At 71.5% G+C, this 23,894-nt stretch carries 20 protein-coding genes; 8 read left to right on the top strand and 12 right to left on the bottom strand.

Translation table 11 applies throughout. The features are described 5' to 3' along the window. Positions 1-19 precede the first annotated feature (19 nt). The 8 genes from ACIPN7_RS00710 to ACIPN7_RS00745 all read right to left on the bottom strand — a co-directional run bounded on the left by ACIPN7_RS00710 (position 20) and on the right by ACIPN7_RS00745 (position 7,782). Entirely contained in the window at positions 20-949 is a 930-nt protein-coding gene (locus ACIPN7_RS00710) for an ABC transporter substrate-binding protein (protein ID WP_400536971.1), read from the bottom strand. A gap of 294 nt (positions 950-1,243) precedes the next feature. Further along, entirely contained in the window at positions 1,244-1,420 is a 177-nt protein-coding gene (locus ACIPN7_RS00715) for a methionine/alanine import family NSS transporter small subunit (protein WP_400536973.1), read from the bottom strand. Then, entirely contained in the window at positions 1,417-2,979 is a 1,563-nt protein-coding gene (locus ACIPN7_RS00720; protein ID WP_400536974.1) for a sodium-dependent transporter, read from the bottom strand. Before ACIPN7_RS00720 ends, ACIPN7_RS00715 begins: the two co-directional genes overlap by 4 nt. Before the next feature lie 96 nt (positions 2,980-3,075). Continuing rightward, a complete protein-coding gene (locus tag ACIPN7_RS00725; protein WP_400536977.1) occupies positions 3,076-4,344 on the bottom strand; it encodes an FAD-binding protein in 1,269 nt (422 codons plus the stop codon). Positions 4,345-4,409: 65 nt separating this feature from the next. Next, positions 4,410-4,700 carry an STAS domain-containing protein gene (locus tag ACIPN7_RS00730; protein ID WP_377230302.1) on the bottom strand — a complete coding sequence of 97 codons (291 nt, stop codon included), beginning with the start codon at positions 4,698-4,700 and terminating at the stop codon, positions 4,410-4,412. A 353-nt stretch (positions 4,701-5,053) separates the two neighbouring features. After that, positions 5,054-5,521 (bottom strand): aminoacyl-tRNA deacylase, encoded by a 468-nt coding sequence (locus tag ACIPN7_RS00735; RefSeq protein WP_377230301.1) that lies wholly within the window; start codon positions 5,519-5,521, stop codon positions 5,054-5,056. 74 nt (positions 5,522-5,595) lie between these two features. Continuing rightward, on the bottom strand, positions 5,596-5,916 hold the full coding sequence (locus ACIPN7_RS00740) for a DUF2087 domain-containing protein (RefSeq protein WP_400536981.1): 321 nt from the start codon (positions 5,914-5,916) through the stop codon (positions 5,596-5,598). A gap of 3 nt (positions 5,917-5,919) precedes the next feature. Next, positions 5,920-7,782, bottom strand: coding sequence for a M15 family metallopeptidase (locus ACIPN7_RS00745; RefSeq protein WP_400536983.1), 1,863 nt, complete (start codon positions 7,780-7,782; stop codon positions 5,920-5,922). A 316-nt stretch (positions 7,783-8,098) separates the two neighbouring features. Between ACIPN7_RS00745 and ACIPN7_RS00750 the strand changes: the two genes are divergently transcribed. The 3 genes from ACIPN7_RS00750 (at position 8,099) to ACIPN7_RS00760 (ending at position 10,019) form a co-directional block, all read left to right on the top strand. Beyond that, positions 8,099-8,377, top strand: a complete 279-nt coding sequence (locus ACIPN7_RS00750; RefSeq protein ID WP_400536986.1) for a hypothetical protein — start codon at positions 8,099-8,101, stop codon at positions 8,375-8,377. Positions 8,378-8,566: 189 nt separating this feature from the next. Then, positions 8,567-9,103, top strand: coding sequence for a hypothetical protein (locus tag ACIPN7_RS00755; RefSeq protein WP_400536988.1), 537 nt, complete (start codon positions 8,567-8,569; stop codon positions 9,101-9,103). Positions 9,104-9,341: 238 nt separating this feature from the next. Continuing rightward, positions 9,342-10,019 carry an HNH endonuclease family protein gene (locus ACIPN7_RS00760; RefSeq protein ID WP_400536990.1) on the top strand — a complete coding sequence of 226 codons (678 nt, stop codon included), beginning with the start codon at positions 9,342-9,344 and terminating at the stop codon, positions 10,017-10,019. Between the two features lie 67 nt (positions 10,020-10,086). Here the strand turns inward: ACIPN7_RS00760 and ACIPN7_RS00765 are convergent, their stop codons facing one another. Beyond that, positions 10,087-10,500 carry a hypothetical protein gene (locus tag ACIPN7_RS00765; RefSeq protein ID WP_400536993.1) on the bottom strand — a complete coding sequence of 138 codons (414 nt, stop codon included), beginning with the start codon at positions 10,498-10,500 and terminating at the stop codon, positions 10,087-10,089. Beyond that, positions 10,497-10,952: a hypothetical protein gene (locus ACIPN7_RS00770; RefSeq protein ID WP_400536996.1), complete on the bottom strand. Its 456-nt coding sequence runs from the start codon at positions 10,950-10,952 to the stop codon at positions 10,497-10,499. Before ACIPN7_RS00770 ends, ACIPN7_RS00765 begins: the two co-directional genes overlap by 4 nt. 304 nt (positions 10,953-11,256) lie before the next feature. Between ACIPN7_RS00770 and ACIPN7_RS00775 the strand changes: the two genes are divergently transcribed. Further along, the gene (locus tag ACIPN7_RS00775) at positions 11,257-12,798 is read left to right on the top strand and encodes a glycoside hydrolase family 76 protein (protein ID WP_400536999.1); all 1,542 of its coding nucleotides are present in this window, start codon (positions 11,257-11,259) and stop codon (positions 12,796-12,798) included. A 119-nt stretch (positions 12,799-12,917) separates the two neighbouring features. Then, a complete protein-coding gene (gene hrpA, locus ACIPN7_RS00780; protein WP_400537001.1) occupies positions 12,918-17,576 on the top strand; it encodes an ATP-dependent RNA helicase HrpA in 4,659 nt (1,552 codons plus the stop codon). Between the two features lie 65 nt (positions 17,577-17,641). Here hrpA and ACIPN7_RS00785 read toward each other — a convergent pair whose 3' ends face one another. Continuing rightward, complete coding sequence (locus ACIPN7_RS00785; protein ID WP_400537004.1) at positions 17,642-19,981, bottom strand: hypothetical protein; 2,340 nt, start codon at positions 19,979-19,981, stop codon at positions 17,642-17,644. A 204-nt stretch (positions 19,982-20,185) separates the two neighbouring features. On the opposite strand from ACIPN7_RS00785, the gene ACIPN7_RS00790 reads away from it, so the two are divergent. Further along, the gene (locus tag ACIPN7_RS00790) at positions 20,186-20,383 is read left to right on the top strand and encodes a PspC domain-containing protein (RefSeq protein WP_400537006.1); all 198 of its coding nucleotides are present in this window, start codon (positions 20,186-20,188) and stop codon (positions 20,381-20,383) included. Positions 20,384-20,404: 21 nt separating this feature from the next. Here ACIPN7_RS00790 and ACIPN7_RS00795 read toward each other — a convergent pair whose 3' ends face one another. After that, on the bottom strand, positions 20,405-21,907 hold the full coding sequence (locus ACIPN7_RS00795) for a hypothetical protein (protein WP_400537009.1): 1,503 nt from the start codon (positions 21,905-21,907) through the stop codon (positions 20,405-20,407). Between the two features lie 170 nt (positions 21,908-22,077). Here ACIPN7_RS00795 and ACIPN7_RS00800 point away from each other — a divergent pair, with 170 nt between their 5' ends. After that, positions 22,078-22,266, top strand: a complete 189-nt coding sequence (locus ACIPN7_RS00800; RefSeq protein WP_285100509.1) for a PspC domain-containing protein — start codon at positions 22,078-22,080, stop codon at positions 22,264-22,266. 153 nt (positions 22,267-22,419) lie between these two features. After that, complete coding sequence (locus tag ACIPN7_RS00805; protein WP_400537013.1) at positions 22,420-23,859, top strand: alpha-amylase family protein; 1,440 nt, start codon at positions 22,420-22,422, stop codon at positions 23,857-23,859. Positions 23,860-23,894: the final 35 nt, after the last annotated feature.

A 23,894-nucleotide genomic window follows, 5' to 3' on the forward strand; every position in this document is an offset into this window, starting at 1 on the left:
CCGTGCACCGGCGGACGGGTCACTCGGCGGGGTTGAGCTCCGCCTCGTCCACCACGGCGTCCGCGCTGCCCCAGGCAGCGAAGATCTCGCCCAGGGTGCCGTCGTCGATGAGCTTCTGCACCGCGGCCTGCACGGCCTCGGTCAGGTCCTCGTCGTCCTGGGAGACGACGATGCCGTAGGGCGCCGCGTCCAGGACGTCGCCGATGGTCTCGATCTCGCCGGAGGTCTGCTCCACGGCGTACGCGGTGATCGGCGAGTCGGCGTACATGGCCTGGAGCTTGCCGCCCACGAGGTTGGTCGTGACGTCGGCCTGCGACTCGTAGCGCACGACGTCGATCGGGTCCTCGCCGTCCTTCTCGCACTGCTCGGTGGCCGCGGTGAGCTCGTCGTCCTGGATGGTCGAGGTCTGCACGCCGATGGTGGTGCCGCACAGGGCCTCGGGGTCGAACTCCTCGGGGTTGCCGGCGGCGACGCCGTACTGCGAGCCGGCCATGGCGTAGCTGATCATGTTCGCCTCGGCGGTGCGCTCGTCCGTGATGGTGAACGCCGAGATGCCCACGTCGTACTTGGAGCCGATGGCGGGGATGATCCCGTCGAACGCGGCCGACTGGACCTCAGCGTCCAGGCCGAGCACGGCCGCGACGGCGGTGATGGTGTCGACGTCGAAGCCGACCGGCGTCTTGCCGTCGACGTCGATGAACTCCGCGGGCGCGTACGCGGTGTCGGAACCCACGGTCAGGGTGCCCTTGTCCGCGATCTCCTTCGGGAGGAGCGCGGCGATCTCGTCGTCGACCTCGACGGACGACGGGTCGAACGACGCCTCGGCGCTGGCCTCGTCGGAGGCTCCGTCGGAGCCGGCGGGCTGCTGCGACGCGTCGGTGCATGCAGTCAGCACGAGGGTGGCGGCGGCAAGTGCGGCCGCGGCGGTCAGGGCGGGAAGCCTGCGCATCAGGGGTCTCCTGGTCGGGTTTTTTGATCGTCTCGCGAGGCCCCGGCGACCCGACAGATCTCTGTCATCAGGGGAGCAGAGAACCCGACGGCGCACGTGGCGCCTCGACTCGAGTCTCACCCAACCGTGACTGGTCCCTGGCGTAAACCCGCAAGTTAGAGACCATTGTCACACTGTGATGAAGGGCATGTTTCTGCTACATTTCGCCCAGCTCACAATGCCTGACCTGCAAAGACGCTCGTTCGACGCCGTTCGTCATCTTGACCGTCGTCCGCCCGTGCGGGAGGCGACGGGTCAGGTGTCGTGCTCGACGGGCTCGTCCGGCCGGTCCTCCGGGCCGCCCTCGCGCTCCCAGCCCTCCGGCCAGTCCGTCCGGTCGGGCCGCCGCACGATCGCGACGATGCTGGCCGCGAGCCCGCCCCAGAGCACGACGATCGAGATGACCATCAGGATGATGGCTGCGCCGCTCATGACCTACCTCCGTAGCTGGGCCAGACGTCGTACACGTCCGGCTCGACCCGCCACCGCATCCGGGTGAGCACGAAGGCCGCCACGAACAGCACGACCACCGTGCCCCAGCCCACGACCAGCAGGTACCACCCGGCGTAACCCTCGTAGCCGTCCTGGACCAGGCTGACGATCCGGTTGACCAGCATCGCCGCGAGCACCACGGGGCCGAGGACCACGATGCAGAAGGACCACCAGCGGCCCACCGCGATGGTGGAGACCGCGTTCAGGTGGAACCGCATCTCCTCCGTGCGGCGCAGCACCCAGCCCAGCAGCACGCACATCGCGATGGCGGAGACCACGATGCCGATGTTGTTCGCCCACTGGTCGACCGTGTCGAGCGCGATCAGGCCGGTGGTGGTCGAGAAGGCCAGCACCGACAGCACCCCCGACACCAGGCCGATGCGCACCGAGGCCTGCCGGCGGGTCCAGCCGAACTTCTCCTGGAACGACGCCAGGACCACCTGGACGATGGATAGCAGCGACATGAAGCCCGCCATGACCAACGAACCGAAGAACAGCGCCCCGAAGAGCGGGCCCGCCGGCATCTGGGAGACCAGGGCGGGGAACGTCATGAACGCGAGGGTCGGCCCGCTGATCCCCTCGAGCTCCGCCAGCCCCACCCCCTGCTGGTGCGCGAGGAAGCCCAGGCCGGCGAACACCCCGATACCCGCGAAGATCTCGAAGGCCGAGTTGGAGAACGCGACGACCAGCCCGGGCGACGTCAGGTTGGCGCGGCGCCTGCGGTAGGACGCGTAGGTGATCATGATGCCGAACCCGACAGACAGCGTGAAGAAGGTCTGGCTGTAGGCCGCGATCCACACGTTCGGGTCGGCCATCACCGCCCAGTCCGGCGTGAACAGCGCGTTCAGCCCGTCGGTCGCGCCGGGCAGGAACAGCGCCCGCACCACGAGCGTCCCGAACGCCAGGATCAGCAGGGGCATGAAGACGAGGTTGATCTTCTCCAGCCCCTTGGCCACCCCTGCGGCCAGGACCACGACGGTCGCCACCCAGACGAGCGCCAGCGGGATCAGCACTGCGGGCACGAAGTCGAGCGTGAACCACGGGTCCGCGCCCCCGACGTCGGCCAGCCGGAGGTAGTCACCGGTGAAGAAGGCCACCGTGTCGTCACCCCAGCGCAGGTCGAAGGAGTACACGAAGAAGCTGAGCGCCCACGCGATGATCACCGCGTAGTAGACGGCGATGACGAAGCAGATGGCCACCTGGAACCAGCCGAGCCCCTCCAGCCAGTGCTTCACCCGCCGGAAGGCCAACGGTGCCCCACCGCGGAACCGGTGCCCGATCGCGTAGTCCAGGAAGAGGATCGGGATGCCCGCCGTGAGCAGCGCAACGAGGTAGGGCACGATGAACGCGCCCCCGCCGTTCTCGTAGGCCACCCCCGGGAACCGCCAGATGTTCCCCAGTCCGACGGCGGACCCGACGGCGGACAGGATGAACCCCAGCTGCCCGCTGAACTCCTCGCGCTTCTCGGGCGCCGCTGCCGTGCTCTGCGCGTCGCTCATACCCCGATCCTGCGAGACAAACGCCGAGAGCGCGAAACAAGACGCTCCGGGCAACATTTCACCCGGCCCGGGATCTTGCCGCGCTCCCGGCGAAGGTCACCGGCTGAGCAGCTCCTCCACGTAGCCGCCGCGGAACTTCCCGGCCGGGTCGAGGCGCGCGGTCAGCGCGGCGAAGTCGCCGAACCGCGGGTACAGGCCCGGGAGGTCCGACACGGGCACGGTGAACAGCTTGCCCCAGTGCGGCCGCGCGCCGAGCGGCAGCAGGGCCGCCTCCAGCTCGGGCAGCGCGGCACGCACGGCGGGCCAGTCCTGCTTCCACGTGAAGTGGAGCGCCAGGCTGTCCCCCGGCGCGGTGCTCAGCCACAGGTCGTCGCCCGCGACGGTGCGGATCTCGGACGTGAGCAGCAGCGGGCCCAGCCGGTCCCCGAGCGCCCGCACGGCGCGGACGGCGTCGGACCCCGCCGCACGCGGCAGCAGGTACTCCGACTGGAGCTCCTCGCCCAGGGACGGCGTGAAGTCCAGGCGGAAGTGCGGCAGCCGCTCGAACCACGGCCCGGGCACCCCGCCCTGCTCGGTGCAGGCGACGGCGGCGACGTCGGGCAGGGGGTGCATCGCGCGGGTGGCGGGCGCGGCGCCCAGCCCGGTCAGCAGGTCCGCCGCGGGGGCGGGCCCGGACGCGCCGGCGTCGTCCACCCGGGACTTGCACCAGACCATGCGGACGTCGGGCTCGAACCAGCTCGTGAAGACGCTGACGGAGTACGCGCTGCCCATGACGGCGTCGAGGTTCTCGGTCAGCGCGTCCCAGGGCAGGCCGGTGAAGACGTCCTGGCGCACGTCGAAGGCCGGCACGGTCGCGAGCTCGACCCGGGTCGCGACGCCGAGGGCACCCAGCGCCACCACGGATCCAGGAAAGTCGGCGTCGCCACGGCGCAGCGTCAGCGGTTCCCCCGAGGCGGTCACGAGCTCCAGCCCGACGACGTCGCCGGCGAGCGAGCGCGTCCCGTCACCGGAGCCATGGGTGCCCGTGGCGACCGCACCGGCGATCGAGATGTGCGGGAGGGAGGCCATGGCGGTCAGGGCCCGGCCGCTCGCGTGCAGGTCGGCGACGACGTCGCCGTAGCGCAGGCCGGCGCGCACGGATGCCACGCCCGTGGCGGGGTCGACCTCGAGGGCCGGGCGGCCGTCGTCGAGCTGGTCGAGCTGGACGTGCACGCCCGTGGTGTCGGCGACGTCCGAGAACGAGTGGCGCGAGCCGAGGGCCCGGACGCGGGGCTCGCCGGCGACGATGCCGGCAAGCTCCGCGAGGGTCCGGGGGCGCTCGGTGCGCGCGGAGGAGTACGTGAGGTTCGCTGCCCAGTTCTTCACCGGACCAGGGTGCCACCCCCGCGTCCGATCGGACGCGGTCGTTCACATGGCGTTCGGTTCAGGACTCAGGCGCTGGCGCCGGCGTTGCGGACCACCGGGATCCGCTGACTGATACCGACCATGTCCAGGACCTCCATCACGACAGACGACGGCTCGCGGAGCTGGACGGGCGAACCCGTCTCCTCGCCGAGCACGAACACCTGGAGGATGAAGGCGACCCCGGAGGAGTCGATGAACGTGACGTCCCGGGCGTCGACGATGACGGGATCGGGATCGGGTCGTGCGGCGAGCATGGCCATGGCCTCGCTCGCGTTCTCGCGCAGCAGCGCGTCGATGTCACCCCAGAGGGTCAGCACCGTGCCCTCGTAGGTGTTCCGGCAGGCGATACCGGATCCCAGGCGTCCGGGAACCACGTCCTGCGCTGAGTCTGACGGGAGAGGGTCCATGGGGTCATTCGCTCCGTCCTGCATTGGTCGGGCCTCGACTTCGTTGACACTTGCTTCGGTACTACTGACGTCGACGTCAACTTGGACACTTCTTGGTACTGTCTGACCGGTCCTTGCCCCAGCAGGGCAAGAATTGCCTAGGGCGAGTGTTCACCCGACACCCGGCTTACGTCCACCCCCCAGGCGTTACGGTCACGTTGCACGGAGGAGAATTGCCGTGCCTCCCGTGGTGCGGGCCTGTTCGACCCCGCCCGAGACATGGCTCAGGCGGGGTCGGTCACGTCCGCGACCGTGGCGTCGAGCGCCGACGTGAGGTCGACGGCATCGACCGTGGCACCCACACCGTGGGCACCTCCGCCGATCGACACGGGTCCCGGCTCTGCGAGCCGTGAGTCCGCGACGACGGGCCACCTGTGGAACGACCCAAATGGGGTGATGGTTCCCCGCTCATAGCCCGTGACCTCGAAAGCCACGTCCTTGCTCGGCATCGACAGCCGCGAGACGCCGAGCAGCGCGCGCAGCTTGGGCCAGGAGATCTGCCGGTCGCCCGGGACGAGCACGAACAGGAAGTCGTCGTCCGCACGGCGCACGACGATCGTCTTGATCAGCTTCGCGGGATCCACCCCGCGCGCGGCCGCGGCCTCGGCGAGGCTCGCCACCTGACCGTGCCGGGTGATCTCGAACGGGATGCCCGCCGCCTCGAGCGCGGTGACAGCACGTTCTTCGCTCATGAAATTTCCTATCCTGAAAAGGCGAGTCTTCGTTGTCTCGCAATATGGTCAAGGTTCTCCTGCGAGGCGCCTGCTCAGGCGTCGTACTCGGTGCGCTCCGTACGCCAGTACTCGGCTCCGTCGCGCGTGCGCTGCACCAGTCCGTGGTCAACCATCGCACGGCGGACGCCCGCGGGGTCGTAGGAGAGCTCCCGCAGCCGGTCCGTCAGCTCACGTTCGGTCACCGGCTCCAGGAGCGTGGGCAGCGCCTGCACCGCCAGGTACCGCGTCACCGCGACCTTGTCCCGCCAGCGCCGCGGCATGGTCTCCAGCCGCCCCGAGCGCAGGAACCGCCGCGGATCGCCGGCCGTCTCCGCGCCCGGTGTCGCCCCCCGCTCCATCGGCTCCGCCGCCATCCGTCAGCTCAGCTCCGGCCGACGGGGGCGGCGGCCCGACCGGACCACGGTCGCCTTCGAGAGGGTCCCGAGCAGGCTGGACGACGTCGTGGTCGACCCCGTGCCGTCCGGGTTCTCGTCCGGCGTGGCGCACGGGTCCTCGTCGGTGGCGCCGTCGTCCGTGCCGTCGTCGGCGGTGGTGTCGTCCGTGGCCGTCGTGTCGGAGCTCGGAGCGGCCGACTCAGCCGTCCCGGGCTCGGTCTCCGGGCACTCCTCGGACGGGTCCGGGTCGGGCGATGGGCTCGGCGAGGGGTCCGGATCCGGAGTCGGCTCCTCGGTCGGCTCCTGCGACGGCTCCTCGCTCGGCTGCTCCGACGGCTCCTCGCTCGGCTCCGTCGGGTCCGGGCTTGGCGTGGGCTTCGTCGTCGGAGTCGTCGGCTTGGGCGTCGGCTCGTCCGGCGTGGGCTTCGGGGTCGGCTTCGGCGGCTTCTGCGACGGCGGGTTGTCGCTCGGACCATCCGACGGCTTGGTGGACGGCTTGTCCTGGCCGTCGCTCGGCTTCGGGTCGAGCGACGGCTTGTAGCGCGGGCTGGTGGAGTCGGTGGGCGTCCAGGTGCCGACGTCGGACGCGTCGATGGCGCGGTTCGGGATGGAGCCCGCCGCGAAGAACTCGAAGTGCCACGGCTCCGGCTTGGCGCCGCCGAGCTGCGCCCAGGACGGGTTGTCCCAGCCGTAGTCGGGCCCGTGGAGGCGCAGCCAGACGTACTCGGGGGAGCCGCCGCCGGCGATCGGGTTGCCCAGGTCAACGGCGAGACCCCAGCCGTGGTTCGACGTGCCCGGGATCGCCGCGAGGTGCGGCTTGGTGTGCGCCACCGCGACCTGGAGCTCGTAGGACCGGTAGGAGTCCGTGATCGGGATCGGGTAGCCGAACTCCTGCTCGAACTCCGCGTTCAGCGCCGTGAACCGCTCGGCGGCGTCGCAGCGCAGCATGTGGCCGGGCGCGAACTCCAGCGGGCACAGCACGTCGGCGGGGATGCGCCCGTTGGCGTAGCCCAGGGTGGACCCACCGAACATGGTCACGACGTCGAGCAGGCTCTCCCGGAGCGAGACCTCGGCGCGCTCGCCGATCCCCTCGACCTCGACCAGCGCGTTGGGCACCGACGGGTCGAGCATGTTCGCCAGCCGGACGGCGGCGATGACCACCTGGTCGTAGGTGACATAACCAGCCTGCGGGTCGGTGGCGTCCGGCTCGATCACGGAGGCGCGGTCGTTCGACACCTGGACGGCGGGCGGGGTGTCCTCGTCGGACGGCGTCCGGGTGTCGTCCTGGCCGGAGTCGCCGCTCTTCTCGCCGTCCTGGCCGGCGGTGCCGTCCTTGTCGACGCCGTCCTTGTCCGCGCCGTCGTCCGCGCCGTCCTGGCCGGGACCCGACGGCGGGACGTCGGCGTCCTGCGACCCGCGGGCGACCGGGGCGTCCTCGACGCGGAGGCCCTCGTTGTTCTCGCCGAAGGCGAGCTGCTGCATCTGGTAGGTCGTGTAGAGCATGCCGAGCTCGGCCGCGGCCTGGGCGACCGTCGGGCTGAAGTCCGGGCCCTGGTCACGCGCCTCCTGCTCGGCACGCTCGAGGACCGCGACGATCTGGCTGAGGGTCACGCCCTCGGGGGCGGTCTCGGTCTCGCCGACGGTCACGCTCTGGAGCAGCCCGTAGAGCCGGATCGGCAGGTCGCCGCCGTCGCGGGCCTCCTGCGCACCAGGGGCGCTCGCCGCTGCCGTCACCAGCACGCCCGCGGCGAGCACGGTCGCGACCGCGCCGGTCCACGCGGTGCGGAGGTACTTGCGCAGTGCCGCACGGGGAATGTGCGGAACGAGCGTCTTCGCTGGGTTCACGCGTCTCCCCCTCGGTCGGTGCGCTGCCTCGTCGTGCACAGTGCATGCCGTTCGGATCCTTACACAGCAGTATCACGATCTGGTGAACTCAGGTGGGGTAATTATCGGCGCGCAGGTGAACCACCCTCTCGGAGGGAAGACGCTCTACGCCGACGCCGATGACGCCCACGATCGACAAGAGTAACGATTCGGGCGTACAACGCAATGAAGTCTTCCTGGTACATCTCCGGATGCTTCACACTGACCCGGGTCCGTACGGGCGCGCTCGCGCCCGCAACCGAGCGGCCGGAAGTGTGGCCGTGAAAGGAAGTCCCCCATGACCGAGACTCCCAACGCACCCGCAGTCGAGGGCACCGTCCAGGACCCGCAGTCGAACGTTCTCGCGATCGTCGGCTTCGTGCTCGCGTTCGTCGCGCCCCCGATCGGGATCATCCTCTCGGCGATCGCCGTGTCGAAGGCCGGCAAGACGGGTATCGACAGCAAGCTCGCGAAGTGGGGTCTGGCCCTCTCGATCATCTTCACCGTGCTGTACCTGGTCTTCGTCACTCTCGGCGTCGTCGCGGCCCTGTCGCTCCCGGCCGGCTCGTCCATGTGACCTGAGGTCGCCTCGGGCGCCCGCGTGCGCGCCCGGCAGCACCGTCCACAGCACAGAGGCTGTCGCTCCTGCGGGGCGGCGGCCTCTGTCGCTCCTGAGGCCTGATACCGGTCTATCCAAGACCATTGGGATACTCCACAATATGGCCTGACATTTCCGACTACCTGCAACCAGGGGAGCACTTCCACCATGACCACGCCCGACACCACGACCCCCGAGGCCACGACCGAAGAGAGCGCGGCCGCGGCTGCCACGGAGGTCGTGGAGACCGAGCCTGCCGAGCCGGCGGCGACGTCCGAGGCGAAGGCAGAGACCGCGGCCCCCGCCGCCGAGCCGGCCGCCGAGCCGGCCACCGAGGCGCCCGCCGCCGAGGCCGTCGCCGCCGAGACCGCTCCCGCAGCTCCCGCCGCCGAGGCTGCGGTCGCCACCGCGACCGAGGTCGCCGCCCCGGCCGCCGCGACCGCCGTCGTCGCGCCCGCACCCGCCGTCGTCGAGGAGGAGGACCCCCAGACCACCGTCTTCAGCCTCGTCACCTTCTTCCTCGCGGCCCTGCCGATCATCGGCGTCATCCTGAACGCCATCGCGGTCGCCCGTGCCGGCAAGGAGGGCTTCGACCTGTGGCTCGCCCGCTGGGGCCTCGCGCTCGCCATCGTCGAGACCGTCGGCGCCCTGATCCTCGTCGGCATCGGCTACTACTTCGGCATGCTCACCGCCGGCGCCATCTGAGCAGCTCGCAGACCCTCCGAGGTCCGCTCCCACCGAGCCTTCCCCGCACGGCCTCTCCCCGGACGCCGCGCCGGGCCGCCCGGCCGGAGCGGACCTCGTGCCGTACGCCGGACCTGACCACCCCGTAACCGACCAGACCGGGTGAAATTTCGCTAACCTACACATGGTGGTCATTTGGGTGTCATCGGGCGCCTCGACCATGAACGGGCCCAGGTCGGTCTCGAGAAAGGTCTGTCCCATGTCGCAGCTCGTCGTCCACCCGGACCCCCGCCGCAGGTCTCGCGTCCGTCATCTGATCGCGTCGGTCACGACCATGGCGCTCGTCGCGCTCCTCGTGACGGTGCAGCCCCAGGCCGCGAGCGCCTACCCGCCCGGCCTCCCGTCCAAGGCGGTGGCGCAGTCGGAGCTCGACGCGCTGACGGTGCGGGCCGAGAGCGCGTCCGCGCCGTACGACCGGGACCTCTTCCCGCACTGGATCACGGTGAACGGGTGCACCACCCGGGAGACGGTCCTGAAGCGGGACGGCGACGGCGTGGTGGTGGGCAGCGACTGCTACCCGACGTCGGGCAGCTGGTACAGCGAGTACGACGGCCAGACCCGTACCGCGCCGGCCGACATCTCGATCGACCACGTCGTGGCGCTGGCGGAGGCCTGGTACTCGGGGGCGAGCACGTGGACGACCGCCCGGCGGCAGGACTTCGCGAACGACCTCACCGGGCCGCAGCTCATCGCGGTCACGGCCGAGGTGAACAGCTCGAAGAGCGACAAGGACCCCGCCGAGTGGGTCCCGCCGCTCGCGAGCAAGCGCTGCGCCTACTCGAAGATGTGGATCCACACGAAGTCACGGTGGGGCCTGAGCGTCGACGCGGCCGAGAAGGCCGCGCTCCAGCCGCTCCTGGACTCCTGCTCGTACTGACCGCGGCCTTTTCGCTGACCCCGCCGTCCGTACCTACCGCGCCGTCCCGTGCTGCCGGGCGCCCACGTCACCGCGTGACCTGGGCGCCCGGCAGGTGGGCGAGGGCCCGGCGCAGCACCTCCTCGGCGTCGAGCACGGCCTGGTAGGCGTCCCGGCAGGCGGCGTACCCGGCACACGCGGCGTCGACGACGGCGATGGCCGACCGGGACAGCGCGTCGACCTCGCGCCCGCGCAGGGCGGTGCCCATGGTCCGCAGGCTCGTCGCGGCGTCCCGGACGGCCCGCGCGCGGCCACGGACCTCCGCGGGGCTCCCGCCGGGCAGGTGGCCGGCGGCCACCTGCCAGTCGGACGCCGCGGCCCGCAGGTCGCCGACCAGGATCTCGACGTACTCCGGGACGTCGAGGTGCTCGAAGCCCTGGCGCCGGCGACTCAGCTCGTCGATCCGGCTCTCGCACAGGTCGACGAGGTCGCTGAGGCTCACGCCGGCCCTTCGGCAGAGGACGGCGCCTGGTCGGTCGTGCGCACCGGGCGGACCGGCAGTGGACGTGGCCCCGTGGGCCCGTCGAGGGCGGGGGCATCGACCGGTTCCTCGGTACCGGCTCCCGCCTCGGGCCGCGCCGACGCGGGCTCCGGCTCGGGCGCCCGCTCCCCGACGCCGGCAGGCGCGGGCGGCCCCATCACCGACAGGACCCGCTGGATCTTGGCGATCTCGCGGAGCGCGGCGGCCGGGTCGGCCTCGTGGCCCACCGTGCGCAGCACGTCCCCGACGGCGGCACGCGTCGCCGCCGGCCCCTGCACCACCGCCTCGCCGAGCGCGATGACGTCGGCGAGCCCGGCCAGCCGCACCGTGATGGCGACGCGCCGCGTCGTGGGCCAGCCGACGCCCGCGGCGTTCAGCCGCTGGACCGAGCGGGCGATGGTCTCCGGGCTCATCGGGTGCCCTCCGCCGTACCGACGTCGACCCTGCGCTGCTCTGCCATCCAGCTCCCTCTCCGGCGTCCCCGCACGTCACAGGGATTTTCGGCAGCCTAGGCGGCGGGCGACCGGCGCGACATGGGGAGCGATCCCCATCGGAACGGCCGGATGCCGCGCGGCGCCGGGCCGGCGCCGTCGGGCGCCCGGGGCTGTTGACGGATCGCCGCATTGCCGTGAGTCTGGTCGGGCCGCCGGCCCGCGGGCCGCGTTCGCACTGCTCCACTCTCCATCGACGGACGAAGTACGAGCACAGGGAGAACCGATGACAACGCTGTCAGAGACGCCCCCGAACCGCACGCACCGACGCATCAGGAGACACCCCGGCGCACGCGCCGGGCGGCAGGCCCGCGGCCGCACCGCGGCGCTCGTCGTCGCCGGCCTGCTGGCGGTGCCGCTCGCCCCCGCTCCCCCGGCCCAGGCCGCCTCGGCGGCTCAGCTGGCCGAGATCTGCGACATCTACTGCGACGCCAGGGACCCCGCGTCCGCGACCGGCGACCGGGTGCCCGTGACCGCCACGATCCACGGCCGGACCCTCCGGCTGCACGTCTCGGACCCGGACGTCATGGGCTGGGGCTCGATCGAGGGCGGCCAGCCGGGCGACGAGGTCTGGCTGGACCGCTCGTTCGACGGCGGAAAGACCTGGGCGTCCGGCAGCCGGCTCGGCGCCACGACCGTCCCGAGCGGCTCCACGGGCTGGCGCACGCAGATGTACAACGTCGACGACTGGAACAACACCGGCGTCGGCGCGCTGCGCGCCTGCGGCAAGGCGGGCGACCGCGCCGAGATCGCCTGCACGGCCTGGGCCCGCAACGACCGCAACGCGTGGAGCCGGTCCACGGAGGCCGCGACCGCGCTCATGATGCTCTGGGACCGGAACACGGGCCTGTTCGAGACCAACGGCTGGTGGACGGGCGCCAACGCGCTGACCGCCGTCATCGACAACGCCCGGATCAGCGGGATGAACAGCTACCGGTACGCGATCGCGCAGACCTACGACAAGAACGTGAACGCCCGCGACGGCCAGTTCCGCAACGAGTACCTGGACGACACCGGCTGGTGGGGCCTCGCCTGGGTCGCCGCCTACGACCTCACGGGTGACAGCCGATACCTGAGCACCGCCCGCGCGGACGCCGACCACATGCGCGCCTACTGGACCGACAAGTGCGGCGGCGGCGTGCAGTGGAACACCGGCATCGCGTACAAGAACGCCATCACCAACGAGCTCTACGTGCAGCTCAACGCGGCACTGCACAACCGCATCCCCGGCGACACCACCTACCGGCAGCGGGCGGTCGAGGGGTGGGAGTGGTTCCGGGACAGCGGCATGATCAACTCGGGCAACCTGGTCAACGACGGGCTGAACGACTCGTGCGCCAACAACGGCCAGCCCACCTGGACCTACAACCAGGGCGTGATCCTCGGCGCCCTGGCCGAGCTGCACCGGGCCACCGGTGACGCGGCGCTGCTGGAGACCGCCCAAGACCTGGCCGACGCCTCGACCACGTCCTCGTACCTCAACCCCGGCGGGATCCTCCGCGAGGTGAACGAGGGCGACGACTGCACCAGCGACGGCGCCTCCTTCAAGGGCGCCTACGTGCGTGGCCTGGGCAAGCTCAACGCCTACCTGGCCGACCGTCCGTACGGTGCGTACCTCGACCGGCAGGCCGACGCCGCGTACGGCAACGACCGCGACGCGCTCGGCATGTACGGCCCGCACTGGGCCGGGCCGCTCGTCCGGCCCGCGTCGGGGCACGGCTGCCAGCACGGGGCGTTGGACCTGCTGAACGCGGCGGAGGCCGGCTAGGCCGCACGCACGTGTCAGACGTACAGATCACCCCCGTGACCTGTACGTCTGACACGGCGGGGTGCGCCGGCGGGAGCGCGCGGCAAATCACCTTGCCGTTCCTGGGAGAATGGGGGGTTGTGAGTACCGAGCCTTCCTCCACCCCCGTGTCCGACGGCGATAGCGGTCGCCCGGGCGGAGGCCGGAACCGTCGGCGCGGCTCGGGCCGGCGGACGGACAACCAGAACCGCCGGCCACGCCGCTCCGGGCCGCAGCGCGTCACCGCCGCGCAGCTCGAGGCGGCGGCCGCCAAGCGCGCCGCCGTCGAGATGCCGCCCATCACCTACCCGGCTCAGCTGCCCGTCTCGGCCCGGCGCGAGGACATCGCCGCGGCGATCCGGGACAACCAGGTCGTGATCGTCGCGGGCGAGACCGGCTCCGGCAAGACGACGCAGATCCCCAAGATCGCGCTCGAGCTGGGGCGCGGCCGGACGGGCCAGATCGGCCACACCCAGCCCCGCCGCCTGGCCGCGCGCACCGTCGCGGAGCGCATCGCCGAGGAGCTCGGCACGCAGCTCGGCGGCGTCGTGGGCTACCAGGTGCGGTTCACCGACCAGTCCAGCGACGAGACGCTGGTCAAGGTCATGACCGACGGCATCCTGCTCGCCCAGATCCAGCGCGACCCGCAGCTGCTCGCCTACGACACGATCATCATCGACGAGGCGCACGAGCGGTCCCTCAACATCGACTTCCTGCTCGGCTACCTGTCGCGGCTGCTGCCCCAGCGGCCTGACCTCAAGCTGATCATCACGTCGGCCACCATCGACTCCGAGCGGTTCGCCGGCCACTTCTCCCCCGCGGCCCTGGCCGGGCGGGCCGGCGCTCCCGAGTACGTCACCGACGTGCTGCCGGACCTCGCCCCGATCGTCGAGGTGTCCGGCCGCACGTTCCCGGTCGAGATCCGGTACCGGCCGCTCTCGCCGGACGAGGGCGAGCCGGGTACGGACGGCGACCGACCGTCGTCGGCCCGCGACTCGGGCAGCCCCAAGAGGAAGGGCAAGGCGCGCGGTGAGGACGAGAAGGACCTCGTCACCGGCATCATCGAGGCCTGCGACGAGCTCATGCGGGAGGGCAGCGGCGACATCCTCGTGTTCCTCTCGGGCGAGCGCGAGATCCACGACGCCGCCGACGGCCTCGCCGGCCACCTCAAGGAACGCGCGCGCGACCCGAAGCACCCGCAGCACGTCGAGATCCTGCCGCTGTACGCGCGGCTGTCGAGCGCGGAGCAGCACCGCGTCTTCCAGCAGCACGCCTCGCGGCGCATCGTGCTGGCCACCAACGTCGCCGAGACGTCGCTGACCGTCCCGGGCATCCACTACGTCGTGGACCCCGGCACCGCGCGCATCAGCCGCTACTCCAAGCAGACCAAGGTGCAGCGGCTGCCCATCGAGCCGGTGTCGCAGGCGTCCGCCAACCAGCGCAGCGGCCGCTCCGGCCGTGTCGCCGACGGCATCGCGATCCGCCTCTACTCGCAGGAGGACTTCGAGGGGCGGCCCGAGTTCACCGAGCCCGAGATCCTGCGTACCTCCCTGGCATCGGTGCTGCTGCAGATGATCTCGGTCGGTGTGGTCAGCACGCCCGACGACGTCGCCCGGTTCCCCTTCGTCGAACCGCCGGACACGCGTGCGATCCGCGACGGCGTGCAGCTCCTGACCGAGCTGGGCGCGCTGGAGGAGGTCGACGGCGTCACGCGGCTCACCGAGGTGGGCCGCACGCTCGCGCAGCTCCCGATGGACCCGCGCCTGGCGCGCATGGTCATCGAGGGCTCGCGGCACGGCGTCGCCCGCGAGGTCGCCGTCGTGGCGGCCGCGCTCTCGATCCAGGACCCCCGCGAGCGCCCCGCCGAGCAGCGCGCGCAGGCGGACCAGCTGCACGCCCGGTTCGCCGACCCGCGCTCCGACTTCCTCACCTACCTCAACCTCTGGGAGTACGTGCGGGAGCAGCAGCGCCTGCTGTCCAGCTCCGCGTTCCGGCGGCAGTGCAAGGCCGAGTACCTGAACTTCCTGCGCATCCGCGAGTGGCAGGATGTCGTGGCGCAGCTCCGCGAGATGGCCAAGCCCCTGGGCATCGAGATGTCGTTCCAGCCCCGGCACCGGCGGGACGGCGGGGCTCAGCCCGGTCCGGCGGAGGGCTCCTCCGAGGTCGAGCCGCCCTCGTACCGGCAGACCTGGGACGACGACACGATCCACCGGTCGCTGCTGGCCGGGCTCCTGTCACAGCTCGGCATGCAGGACACCGGGGAGGTCAAGGCCTCCGCCGTCGCGCACCTGCGTGGAGCCCAGCGCGAGATCGCGCTGAAGCGGGCGAAGAAGCAGGCCCGCAACGAGTACATCGGCGCCCGTGGGGCGCGGTTCGCGATCTTCCCCGGGTCGCCGCTGTCCAAGAAGCCGCCCGTGTGGATCATGGCGGGCGAGCTCGTGGAGACCAGCCGCCTGTGGGCGCGCGACGTCGCCCGGGTCCAGCCGGAGTGGGCCGAGGAGCTCGCCGGGCCGCTGGCGAAGCGCACCTACTCCGATCCGCACTGGTCCAGCAAGCAGGGCGCCGCGATGTGCACGGAGAAGGTGCTGCTGTACGGGGTGCCCATCGTGTCCGACCGCCGCGTGCTCTACGCGAAGGTGGACCCCGAGGCGGCACGCGAGATGTTCGTGCGGCACGCGCTCGTGCAGGGCGAGTGGACCACGCACCACCGGTTCTTCCACGACAACCGTGCCCTCCTGGAGGAGGCGGGCGAGCTCGAGGCCCGCTCCCGGCAGCGCGGCCTGGTCGCGGACGAGGACGACCTCTTCGCCTTCTACGACGAGCGTGTCCCCGACTCGGTCGTGTCCGCCGCGCACTTCGACCGCTGGTGGTCGCAGGCGCGCAAGGAGACGCCCGACCTGCTCACCTTCACCATGGAGCAGCTCGTCGGCGACGCCTCCGTGGACACCGCCGAGTTCCCCGAGACCTGGCCGCAGGGCGAGCTCTCCCTGCCGCTCACCTACCAGTTCCAGCCCGGGTCCGACGCCGACGGCGTCACCGTGCACATCCCCGTGGCCGTGCTCGCCCGCGTGGTGCCGGACGGGTTCGACTGGATGGTGCCGGGGCTCCTCGAGGAGCTGACGGTCGCCACGATCAAGTCGCTGCCCAAGACCGTGCGGCGCGAGCTGGTGCCGGCGCCCGACGTGGCGCGCGACGTCGTCGCCTGGCTGCGCGCCGAGACCCCGGCCTGGGAGGACATCGCGCGGGCCGGCGACATGGCCGAGCCGTACACCGCGGCGTTCACCCGGGCGGTGCGCGCGCTGCGCGACGTCGTGGTGCCGCCCGAGGTGTGGGACGACGAGCGGGTCTCGCGGCTGCCGCGGCACCTGCGGGTCACGTTCCGCGTGATCGAGGAGCGCGGGCGCGGGCGGTCGGCGTCTGCTGTGGTGCTGGACGAGTCGAAGGACCTGGTGCTGCTGCAGCGGAAGTTGGCTGGGCGTGCTGAAGCGGCTGTGCGTTCTGCGGTGAAGGGTGCTGTCGGTCGTGCTCTTGCTGAGGCTCGGGTTGCTGCTGTTGCTGGCGGTGCTGGGGCTGGGGCGGGCGCGGACGGCGAAGACCCCCGCGCGGACGCGTTCACGGGCCCCAGGGGGCCCTCCACCTCGGGAAGGGATACGTCCGCGCGGGGGTCTTCGCCGTCCGCGCCCTCCGTGGTTCCCTCGCCCTTGGGGATGGGCGGCCGCTCCGGTGATGGGGTGGGTGGCGGGGGTGTCGGTGTTGGCGGGCTTGCTGGTGGTTCTGGTGCCGGGGTTGTGGTCGGGGAGCAGGGTGGGCTTACTACCTGGCCTGTTGGGTTGGCCGACGGCGGGGTGTTGCCCGGGTCGGTGGCCACCGATGTGGGGGCCGGTGTCGTCGTGCGCGGGTTCCCGGCGCTCGTCGAGGAGGTCGCGCCCAAGGTGAAGGGGCAGGCGCGGACCGTCGGCGTGGCCTTGCGGATCCTGGCCGACGAGAATGCTCAGGCCGCCGCGCATGCCGCCGGCGTGCGCAGGCTGCTGGTGTCGGAGGCTGCGCTCGGGACCGGGCGGATCACGTCGCGGTGGACCGGGACGCAGTCGCTGACCCTGGCGGCGTCGCCGTATGCGAGCACCGAGGCGCTCGTGGCGGACCTGCAGCTCGCGGCCGTCGTCTCGCTGACGTCGCCGACGGACGAGGCGCGGTACGACACCCCCGCTGGCGGGCCGGACGCCGCCTCGGTGCGGTCGGCGGCGGCCTACGGGGACGCGCTCGCGTTCGTGCGGAAGCACCTGGAGGACGAGGTGCACCGCGTCGTCGGGCACGTGGTCGCCGCGCTGTCGGCGAGCCGGACGCTCGAGGCGGAGGTCCGCGCGTCGGGCAGCCTCGCGCTGCTCAACACGCTGCAGGACATCCGCGAGCACCGCGCGAGCCTGATCCACGACGGGTTCGTGTCGGCGACGCCGCCGCGGCGGCTGCCGCACGTGGCGCGCTACCTGCGGGCGGACTCGCACCGGCTGACCAAGGCGACGGAGAACCCGGCGCGCGACTCGGACCTCGCCTGGCGGATCGGCGACGTGACCTCGGCCTACGAGAAGGCTCAGGCCACGTACGCCGTGGGCTCCCCCGACGCCGCTCGCGCGGCCGAGCTCGCCGAGGTGCGCTGGATGCTGGAGGAGCTGCGCGTCTCGCTGTTCGCGCAGCAGCTCGGCACGGACGGCCCCGTCAGCGAGAAGCGGATCCGGAAGGTGCTGGCGCCGGGCGGGTGGTGAGCCCGGCGCAACGACGGAGGGGCGGGGTGCGGCTGTCCGCACCCCGCCCCTCCGTCGTCCGGCGGTCAGCGCTTGTAGGCCGCCCGGCCGTAGGCGCTCATCAGGGGGCGCTCGCCCTTCTTGACGAGCACCGCCTGCACCGCCGTGTTGCGGGACCCGTACGACTCGGTGCCGGCGCCCGCGCCGTTCCTCGCCCAGCCGAGCCAGCCGGTGCCGGCCACGTGGACGCGGTAGTAGATGTCGTACTGCTTGGCCATCTCACCGGTGAGTCGCATCTTGTACGCCGACGTACGGTCGGTGCGGTGGTACGTTCCCGCGACCTTGGTGTCGCCCACCCAGGACCGCCAGCCGTCGCCCTCGACCTTGGCCGACACCTGGACACCGCCCGAGTACCGCAAGCCGTCCACGTCCACGCGCACGGCGTTCAGGCGCTGCGAGGTGTTGGTGAGCCCGGCGGTCGAGCCGCCGTGCACAGTCGTCTTCCAGCCCGCCGGCCGCAGGTAGGGCTGAACGGTCACCTGGTTCTGGGTCGCCTTGTCGTAGAAGGGCGCGTTCCCCGTGCCCGACGTCGTGGGTGCCTTGCCCTTGGGGAGCACCCGAATCTGGACATCCTCGATGCCGTAGCCGAATCCGGTCGTTCCCGCTGCCTCCCCGTTCTTGGCCCAGCCGAGCCACCCGAACTTCGGCACGTACGCCCGGTACCAGACGTCGTAGAACGGAGCGTGTGGGCCGCCGGGCGTGATCCGGATGGCCTCGAGACGGCGCTGCTCCCCGATGCTGCCGACGTAGTAGATACCGTTCTTGGCCTTCGGACCGACCCATCCGCGACCCTGGACATAGCCCTCCGTCTCGAACCAGAAGGCTGCCGGCATCTCGCTCTCGGCGCTGGTCGGCGGCACCAGACCTGTCGTGTACGACTGCGACGACGGGAAGGCGACCAGAGCCTGCGCCGCCCTTCCGCTGCCTGCCCGGCCGGTGCTCTGGCCGTCCGTGGCGGTGCAGTAGCAGTAGCTGTTCGACAACGAGGACCCGACGGGGCTGAGGTCATAGTTGACGTGCATCGCGTCCCGCGGCTTGACCGTGAACGGTGTCGAGGTGACCGAACGCGGGCTCATGGTGGGCCCCTGTGCCGTGACGCGGACGGAGATGCTGTGTCCGATGTCCGCCGGTGAACTCAGATACAGCTCGCTCGTCGCGTCCTTGATGGCTGCACCGTTGCGGAGCCACTGGTATGTGTAGGACGCCGGTGCCGGGCTGAAGCCCTCGGCCACGGCCTGGTAGGAGCTGTTGTAGCTGGGATGGGAGTTGGTACCCGACCAGAAGGTCGACCGGACCGTCGCAGACCCACCGGTGAACGGGCACGACACGACGCAGACTCGCAGCGTGGTCGTCACGGTCGGAGCGCCGGTGAACTGCTCGTACTCGACACGGAGATCGCGATGGCCCGGGCCGATCTGGCTCTGCCGCAGCACCACGTCCTTGACGCGTGCGTCGAACGTTGTCCGGCCGAGCTCTGTGGCGCCGTCGTACAGCGTTGCCTGCCCCGCCACCGCCACGAGATCGTCCGTGAGAGTGAGGCGGACCGTGACCAGGTCGTCGTCCGGCTGCGTGTCCGTGAGCTTGCGGGCGGTGACGGCAGGAGTGACCGTCTCGGCCTGATCCGGGCGCGCGACGAAGACCTTCTGGTTGGTCGCCATACCGGTGAGGCCTGTCTCGTCGACCTCGGCCACCTTGAGCACCTGTTGTCCCGCGGCCGTCGGGACGAACGGGATCACTGCGTGCTCCGTCGCGGGCACGGTGGTCCAGACCGCAGGCTCCGCGGTGTCCTTCGCGGCGTATCCGTACGCGAAGGCGACGGTGTCCGGGGACTGGGGAGCGACGACTGCGAACGCACCGGCCACGCCCACGCCGCCTCGGACGGACCAGGAGCTGTAGACGGTCTCGGCACCGAGCACCGGGACGATCGACAGTTCGGCGACAGGACCACGGTGCAGCAGGAACGTGCACTCGGCCGCGGGGCCGCTCGTCCCGTCCTCGGCCAACGCGCTGACCCGAAGCATGTTGACGGCGTTGTCGGTGAGGTCCCTCGCCGGAAGCGTTCCCTGCACGACCTGGTTGTCAGCGGCGTATATCCACGTGGCGACGGCGTTGCCGACCGCGTCGAGGGCGACGGCCGTGACACGGTTGACCCCTGCGTCGACCTCGGCGGTGAACGGCAGGTCTTCGGAGCCTTGCCGGTCGCGGACGACCGTCACCGGGTCCGCCCCGCAAGCCTGGCCGCCCACCGTGACACCGGACGGAGCCGGCAGGTCCGCCACCGATGCGATGGCCGGGACAGCAGGGACCAGTATCGACGACGCGACGAGCGCACCACCGGCGAGGGCCGCTGCGGCCCGGAACCTCACGGGAAAGACAGGAACAGCAACAACCACCACGGCCTCCGGTCGTCGATCGAGCGGCCCAAGACTAGGCGCCGTCGAAGGGCCGTCCGGACCGTTTCGAGGAACTTCACCCGTGCCAGTTCTCGGGGACGCTCCACCCTCTGTCAGGGGCAAGATCCGGGTGAGCCCGGATGTCGCCCTGCCCGCGGCGCACGTACCGTCGAGGACATGAGCACACAGACACTCTCCCGTCCCCGCCAGGGGCGCGTGATCGCCGGCGTCTGCGCCGGCATCGCCCGCCGGTTCGACTGGAACCCCACCGTGGTGCGGGTCGTCGCCGTCGCCTCGATCCTTATCCCGGGCCCACAGTTCCTGGCCTACCTCATCTGCTGGGCCGTCATCCCGAACGAGCGTCAGGCTGCCTGACGCCGGACGACCACGCCCGGCTCAGAGCGGCTGCGGACCGGGCAGCACCACGGCGATCCCGGCGTCGGCCGCCGCGTCCCGCAAGCCGACGAAGTCGGAGCACGTGACGGCCACGTGGCTCTCGTCGGGCAGCACGAGCCACTGCTTCCCGTCACGCATCTGCTGACCGACGCCGCTGATCAGCGCTTTCACGGGCACCTCCACCTCCTGGACGTCACCCTCCAGGGGGTACAGGTGTGCACGTCCGTCCGAGAAGGTCAGGGTCGCGTCCCCCGGCGGCACAGCGGTGGTCGGCACGGGAGAAAGGTCCGGAACCTCGACCCGGACCACGAAGCCGCCTCCGTCCCGGCCGACGGGCTGCCGCCCCGACCGGTGCCACAGCACCAGCGCCCCGCAGACCAGCGCGGCGAGCGCGAGAACACCTGCGAACACGAGCGCCTTGCCGGGCTCCGTCTGCGCGAGGAGCACGGCCACCAGCCCGAAGACCCCGAAGAGGAACACGGCACCGACGACGATGACTGTCCGCGCCCCGCTCTCGTCCGCGCGCAGGGCGCGCGGGCTCACAGGCGGACGACGGCGCACGTCCTGGGGCCCCGCCGACCCGCAGTGGCCGTCCTCCCGAGCCGGCGCGTCGGAACCCACCACCCCGTGCAGCTGCTGCCAGCCCATCCAGCGGTGACGCTCCTCCGTCTCCGCCCGGGCAAGGGCCGCGCAGAAGGCGATCCGCCGGAAGAAGCGGACGAACGCCCAGGCCACCGGGGGCAGCACCGCGAGCAGCCAGGCGGCGAGCAGCACGCCGTACTGCCACGGGCCCGCCCCCCACCTGAGCTGTCCCCCGGCGATCGCGGCGCCGACCGTCGTCATGAAGGGGACCACCACCAGCACGTACAGGCGGGCAACCTCCCTCCTGCGCACCCGGTCGGTGAACGCGCCGCCGACCGTCAGCTCGGCGAACGGACGGTCCTCGATCCAGACGTGCGACCGCGCCCGGTAGGGATGAGCCATCTCCGGGTCGGTGTCGAGGTCACGCTCCTCACCCGGGGCCAGCGGCCGCACGGGCAGGGCCAGCACCCGAGGGTCGTCGATGGCCCACGACCAGGCCTTGCGCAGCGCCCAGGCCCGGTTCCACCGGCGCCGGTACACGGCCCAGCCGGTCCAGACGACGGCGAGCAGGGCCGTACCCGCGAGCGCAGCCCAAGGGGCAGGAGCCGCCACTGCCACGCCCGGCAGCGCCGAGGCGGCGAGCTGCACCAGGGGCAGCAGGCCGGCGAACTGGAGGAGGATCAGGAGGCCGCCGGCGCACAGGCGGACCAGCGAGAGGTCCACCTGCTCCGCGCGCCAGAGGTGACCGCACGCGACGTCGTACCAGTCACCGAAGGTCCCGGCGGGCGGCGTCTCATCGGGATGGGGCGGCAGCCCACGTTCAGGCCGGCCCGGCCTGAGCGGGACAACGCCCCAGTACGTGCTGCGGTCCTTGGCACCCAGCGGGCCGGCCCACGCCGGTGTCCTGTGGACGTACCCCAACGCTGACCTCCCAGGTGGACCGGTGCGACCGGGAGCCAGCGTACGGGGGTGCGGTGATCCACCCTTGGCCTCGGTGGTGTTTCACCCCGACGATTCCCAGGGCCGGTTCAGGGACGGTCCGGGGGATCACCGGATACCCGGCGACCCGGTCCGCACGTACCGTCGAAGACATGACCACACAGACACTTTCCCGTCCGCGCCAGGGGCGCATGATCGCCGGTGTCTGCGCCGGCATCGCCCGCCGTTTCGGCTGGGACCCGACGCTCGTCCGGGTCCTCGCCGTCGCCTCGATCTTCATCCCGGGGCCCCAGTTCCTCGCGTACATCGCGTTCTGGATCCTCATGCCCAACGAGGACTGACCCCGCTCAGACCACCGACACGCCCGGCCCGGGTTTTTCACCCGGGCCTCTGGCGTGTCGCCGTACGCTTCTGCAAGGCTTTGCAGCAAGATCCGGAAACGGCCGTGCAACGCCGCATGCGCCTCAGCCGGGACGACGCCGCAAGGAGCCGCCATGACGCGCCATCCGAACGTGCCCCGACGCCTGCTAGCCACCCTGACGACATTCGCCACCGCACTCACGCTGGGCCTGGTCGCGAGCGCCGCCACGCCTGCCGCCGAGCCCGCCCGGGCAGCGACCCCGGAGCACGGCGACGGGGACGTCATCCTGAACCTGTTCCAGTGGACCTGGGACTCCGTCGCCGCGGAGTGCAGAGACGTCGTCGGGCCCGCCGTGTTCGGCTACGTGCAGGTCTCCCCGCCGATGGAACACATCCGCGGCTCGCAGTGGTGGACGTCGTACCAGCCGGTGAGCTACCGGATCGAGTCGAAGCTGGGGACGCGCGCCGAGTTCGCGAGCATGGTCGCCGCGTGCGACGCCGCCGGGGTGGGCGTGATCGCGGACGCCGTCGTGAACCACATGGCGGGTGCCGGCCAGTCCGGCACCGGTGTGGCCGGCACGCAGTTCTCGGACGACAGCTTCGCCGGGACGTACGGCGCGGCTGACTTCAACGACTGCCGCAGCAACATCTCGGACTACTCCGACCGCTACCAGGTGCAGAACTGCCGGCTGGTCTCGCTCCAGGACCTGCGCACCGGCTCCGACTACGTGCGCGGCCGGCTGGCCGCGTACTTCGACGACCTGGTGTCCCTCGGCGTCGACGGGTTCCGGATCGACGCCGCGAAGCACATCCCGGCGTCGGACCTCGAGGCGATCAAGGCCCGGATGGGCAACCCGAACGTGTTCTGGGTGCACGAGGTGATCGGCGGCGCCGGCGAGCCGATCCAGCCGTCCGAGTACCTGGGCAGCGGCGACTCGCACGAGTTCGACTACGCCCGCCAGCTCAGGTCGGACTTCGACGGGCAGATCAAGAACCTGCGGTTCATCGGCGACGGCAAGCTGCCGTACGACCGGGCGGGCGTGTTCGTGGACAACCACGACACGGAGCGCAACGGCGAGTCGATGAACTACAAGTGGGGCGCCAAGTACGTCCTGGCCAACACGTTCCTGCTGTCGTGGCCCTACGGCTCACCCTCGGTCTACTCGGGCTACGAGTTCTCGAACAACGACGCCGGCGCGCCGGGCGCCACCGAGACCACGGTCCCCGACGCGACCTGCGGTGCCGGCCGGTGGACCTGCACGCAGCGCTGGACGGAGATCCGCGGCATGGTGGGCTTCCACAACGAGGTGGCCGGCACCGAGGTCACCAACTGGTGGGACGACGGCGGCAACCTCGTCTCCTACGGCCGCGGTGCCAAGGGCTACGTGGTGCTGAACAACACCGCGTCGGCCGTGCAGCGCTCGTTCCAGACGTCGCTGCCCGCCGGCACGTACTGCGACGTCGTCGCGGCGACGGACTGCTCGGTGAAGCGCACCGTGGACGGCAACGGCTGGTTCACCGCCTCGGTCCCGGCCTACGGGGCGCTGGCGATCCACGCGGGCGCTCGGGGCTGAACCGGAGGCGCCGGGGGCATGCTCGTCAGACCCTC

The organism is Promicromonospora sp. NPDC090134, assembly GCF_044746965.1.
GTDB lineage: Bacteria > Actinomycetota > Actinomycetes > Actinomycetales > Cellulomonadaceae > Promicromonospora.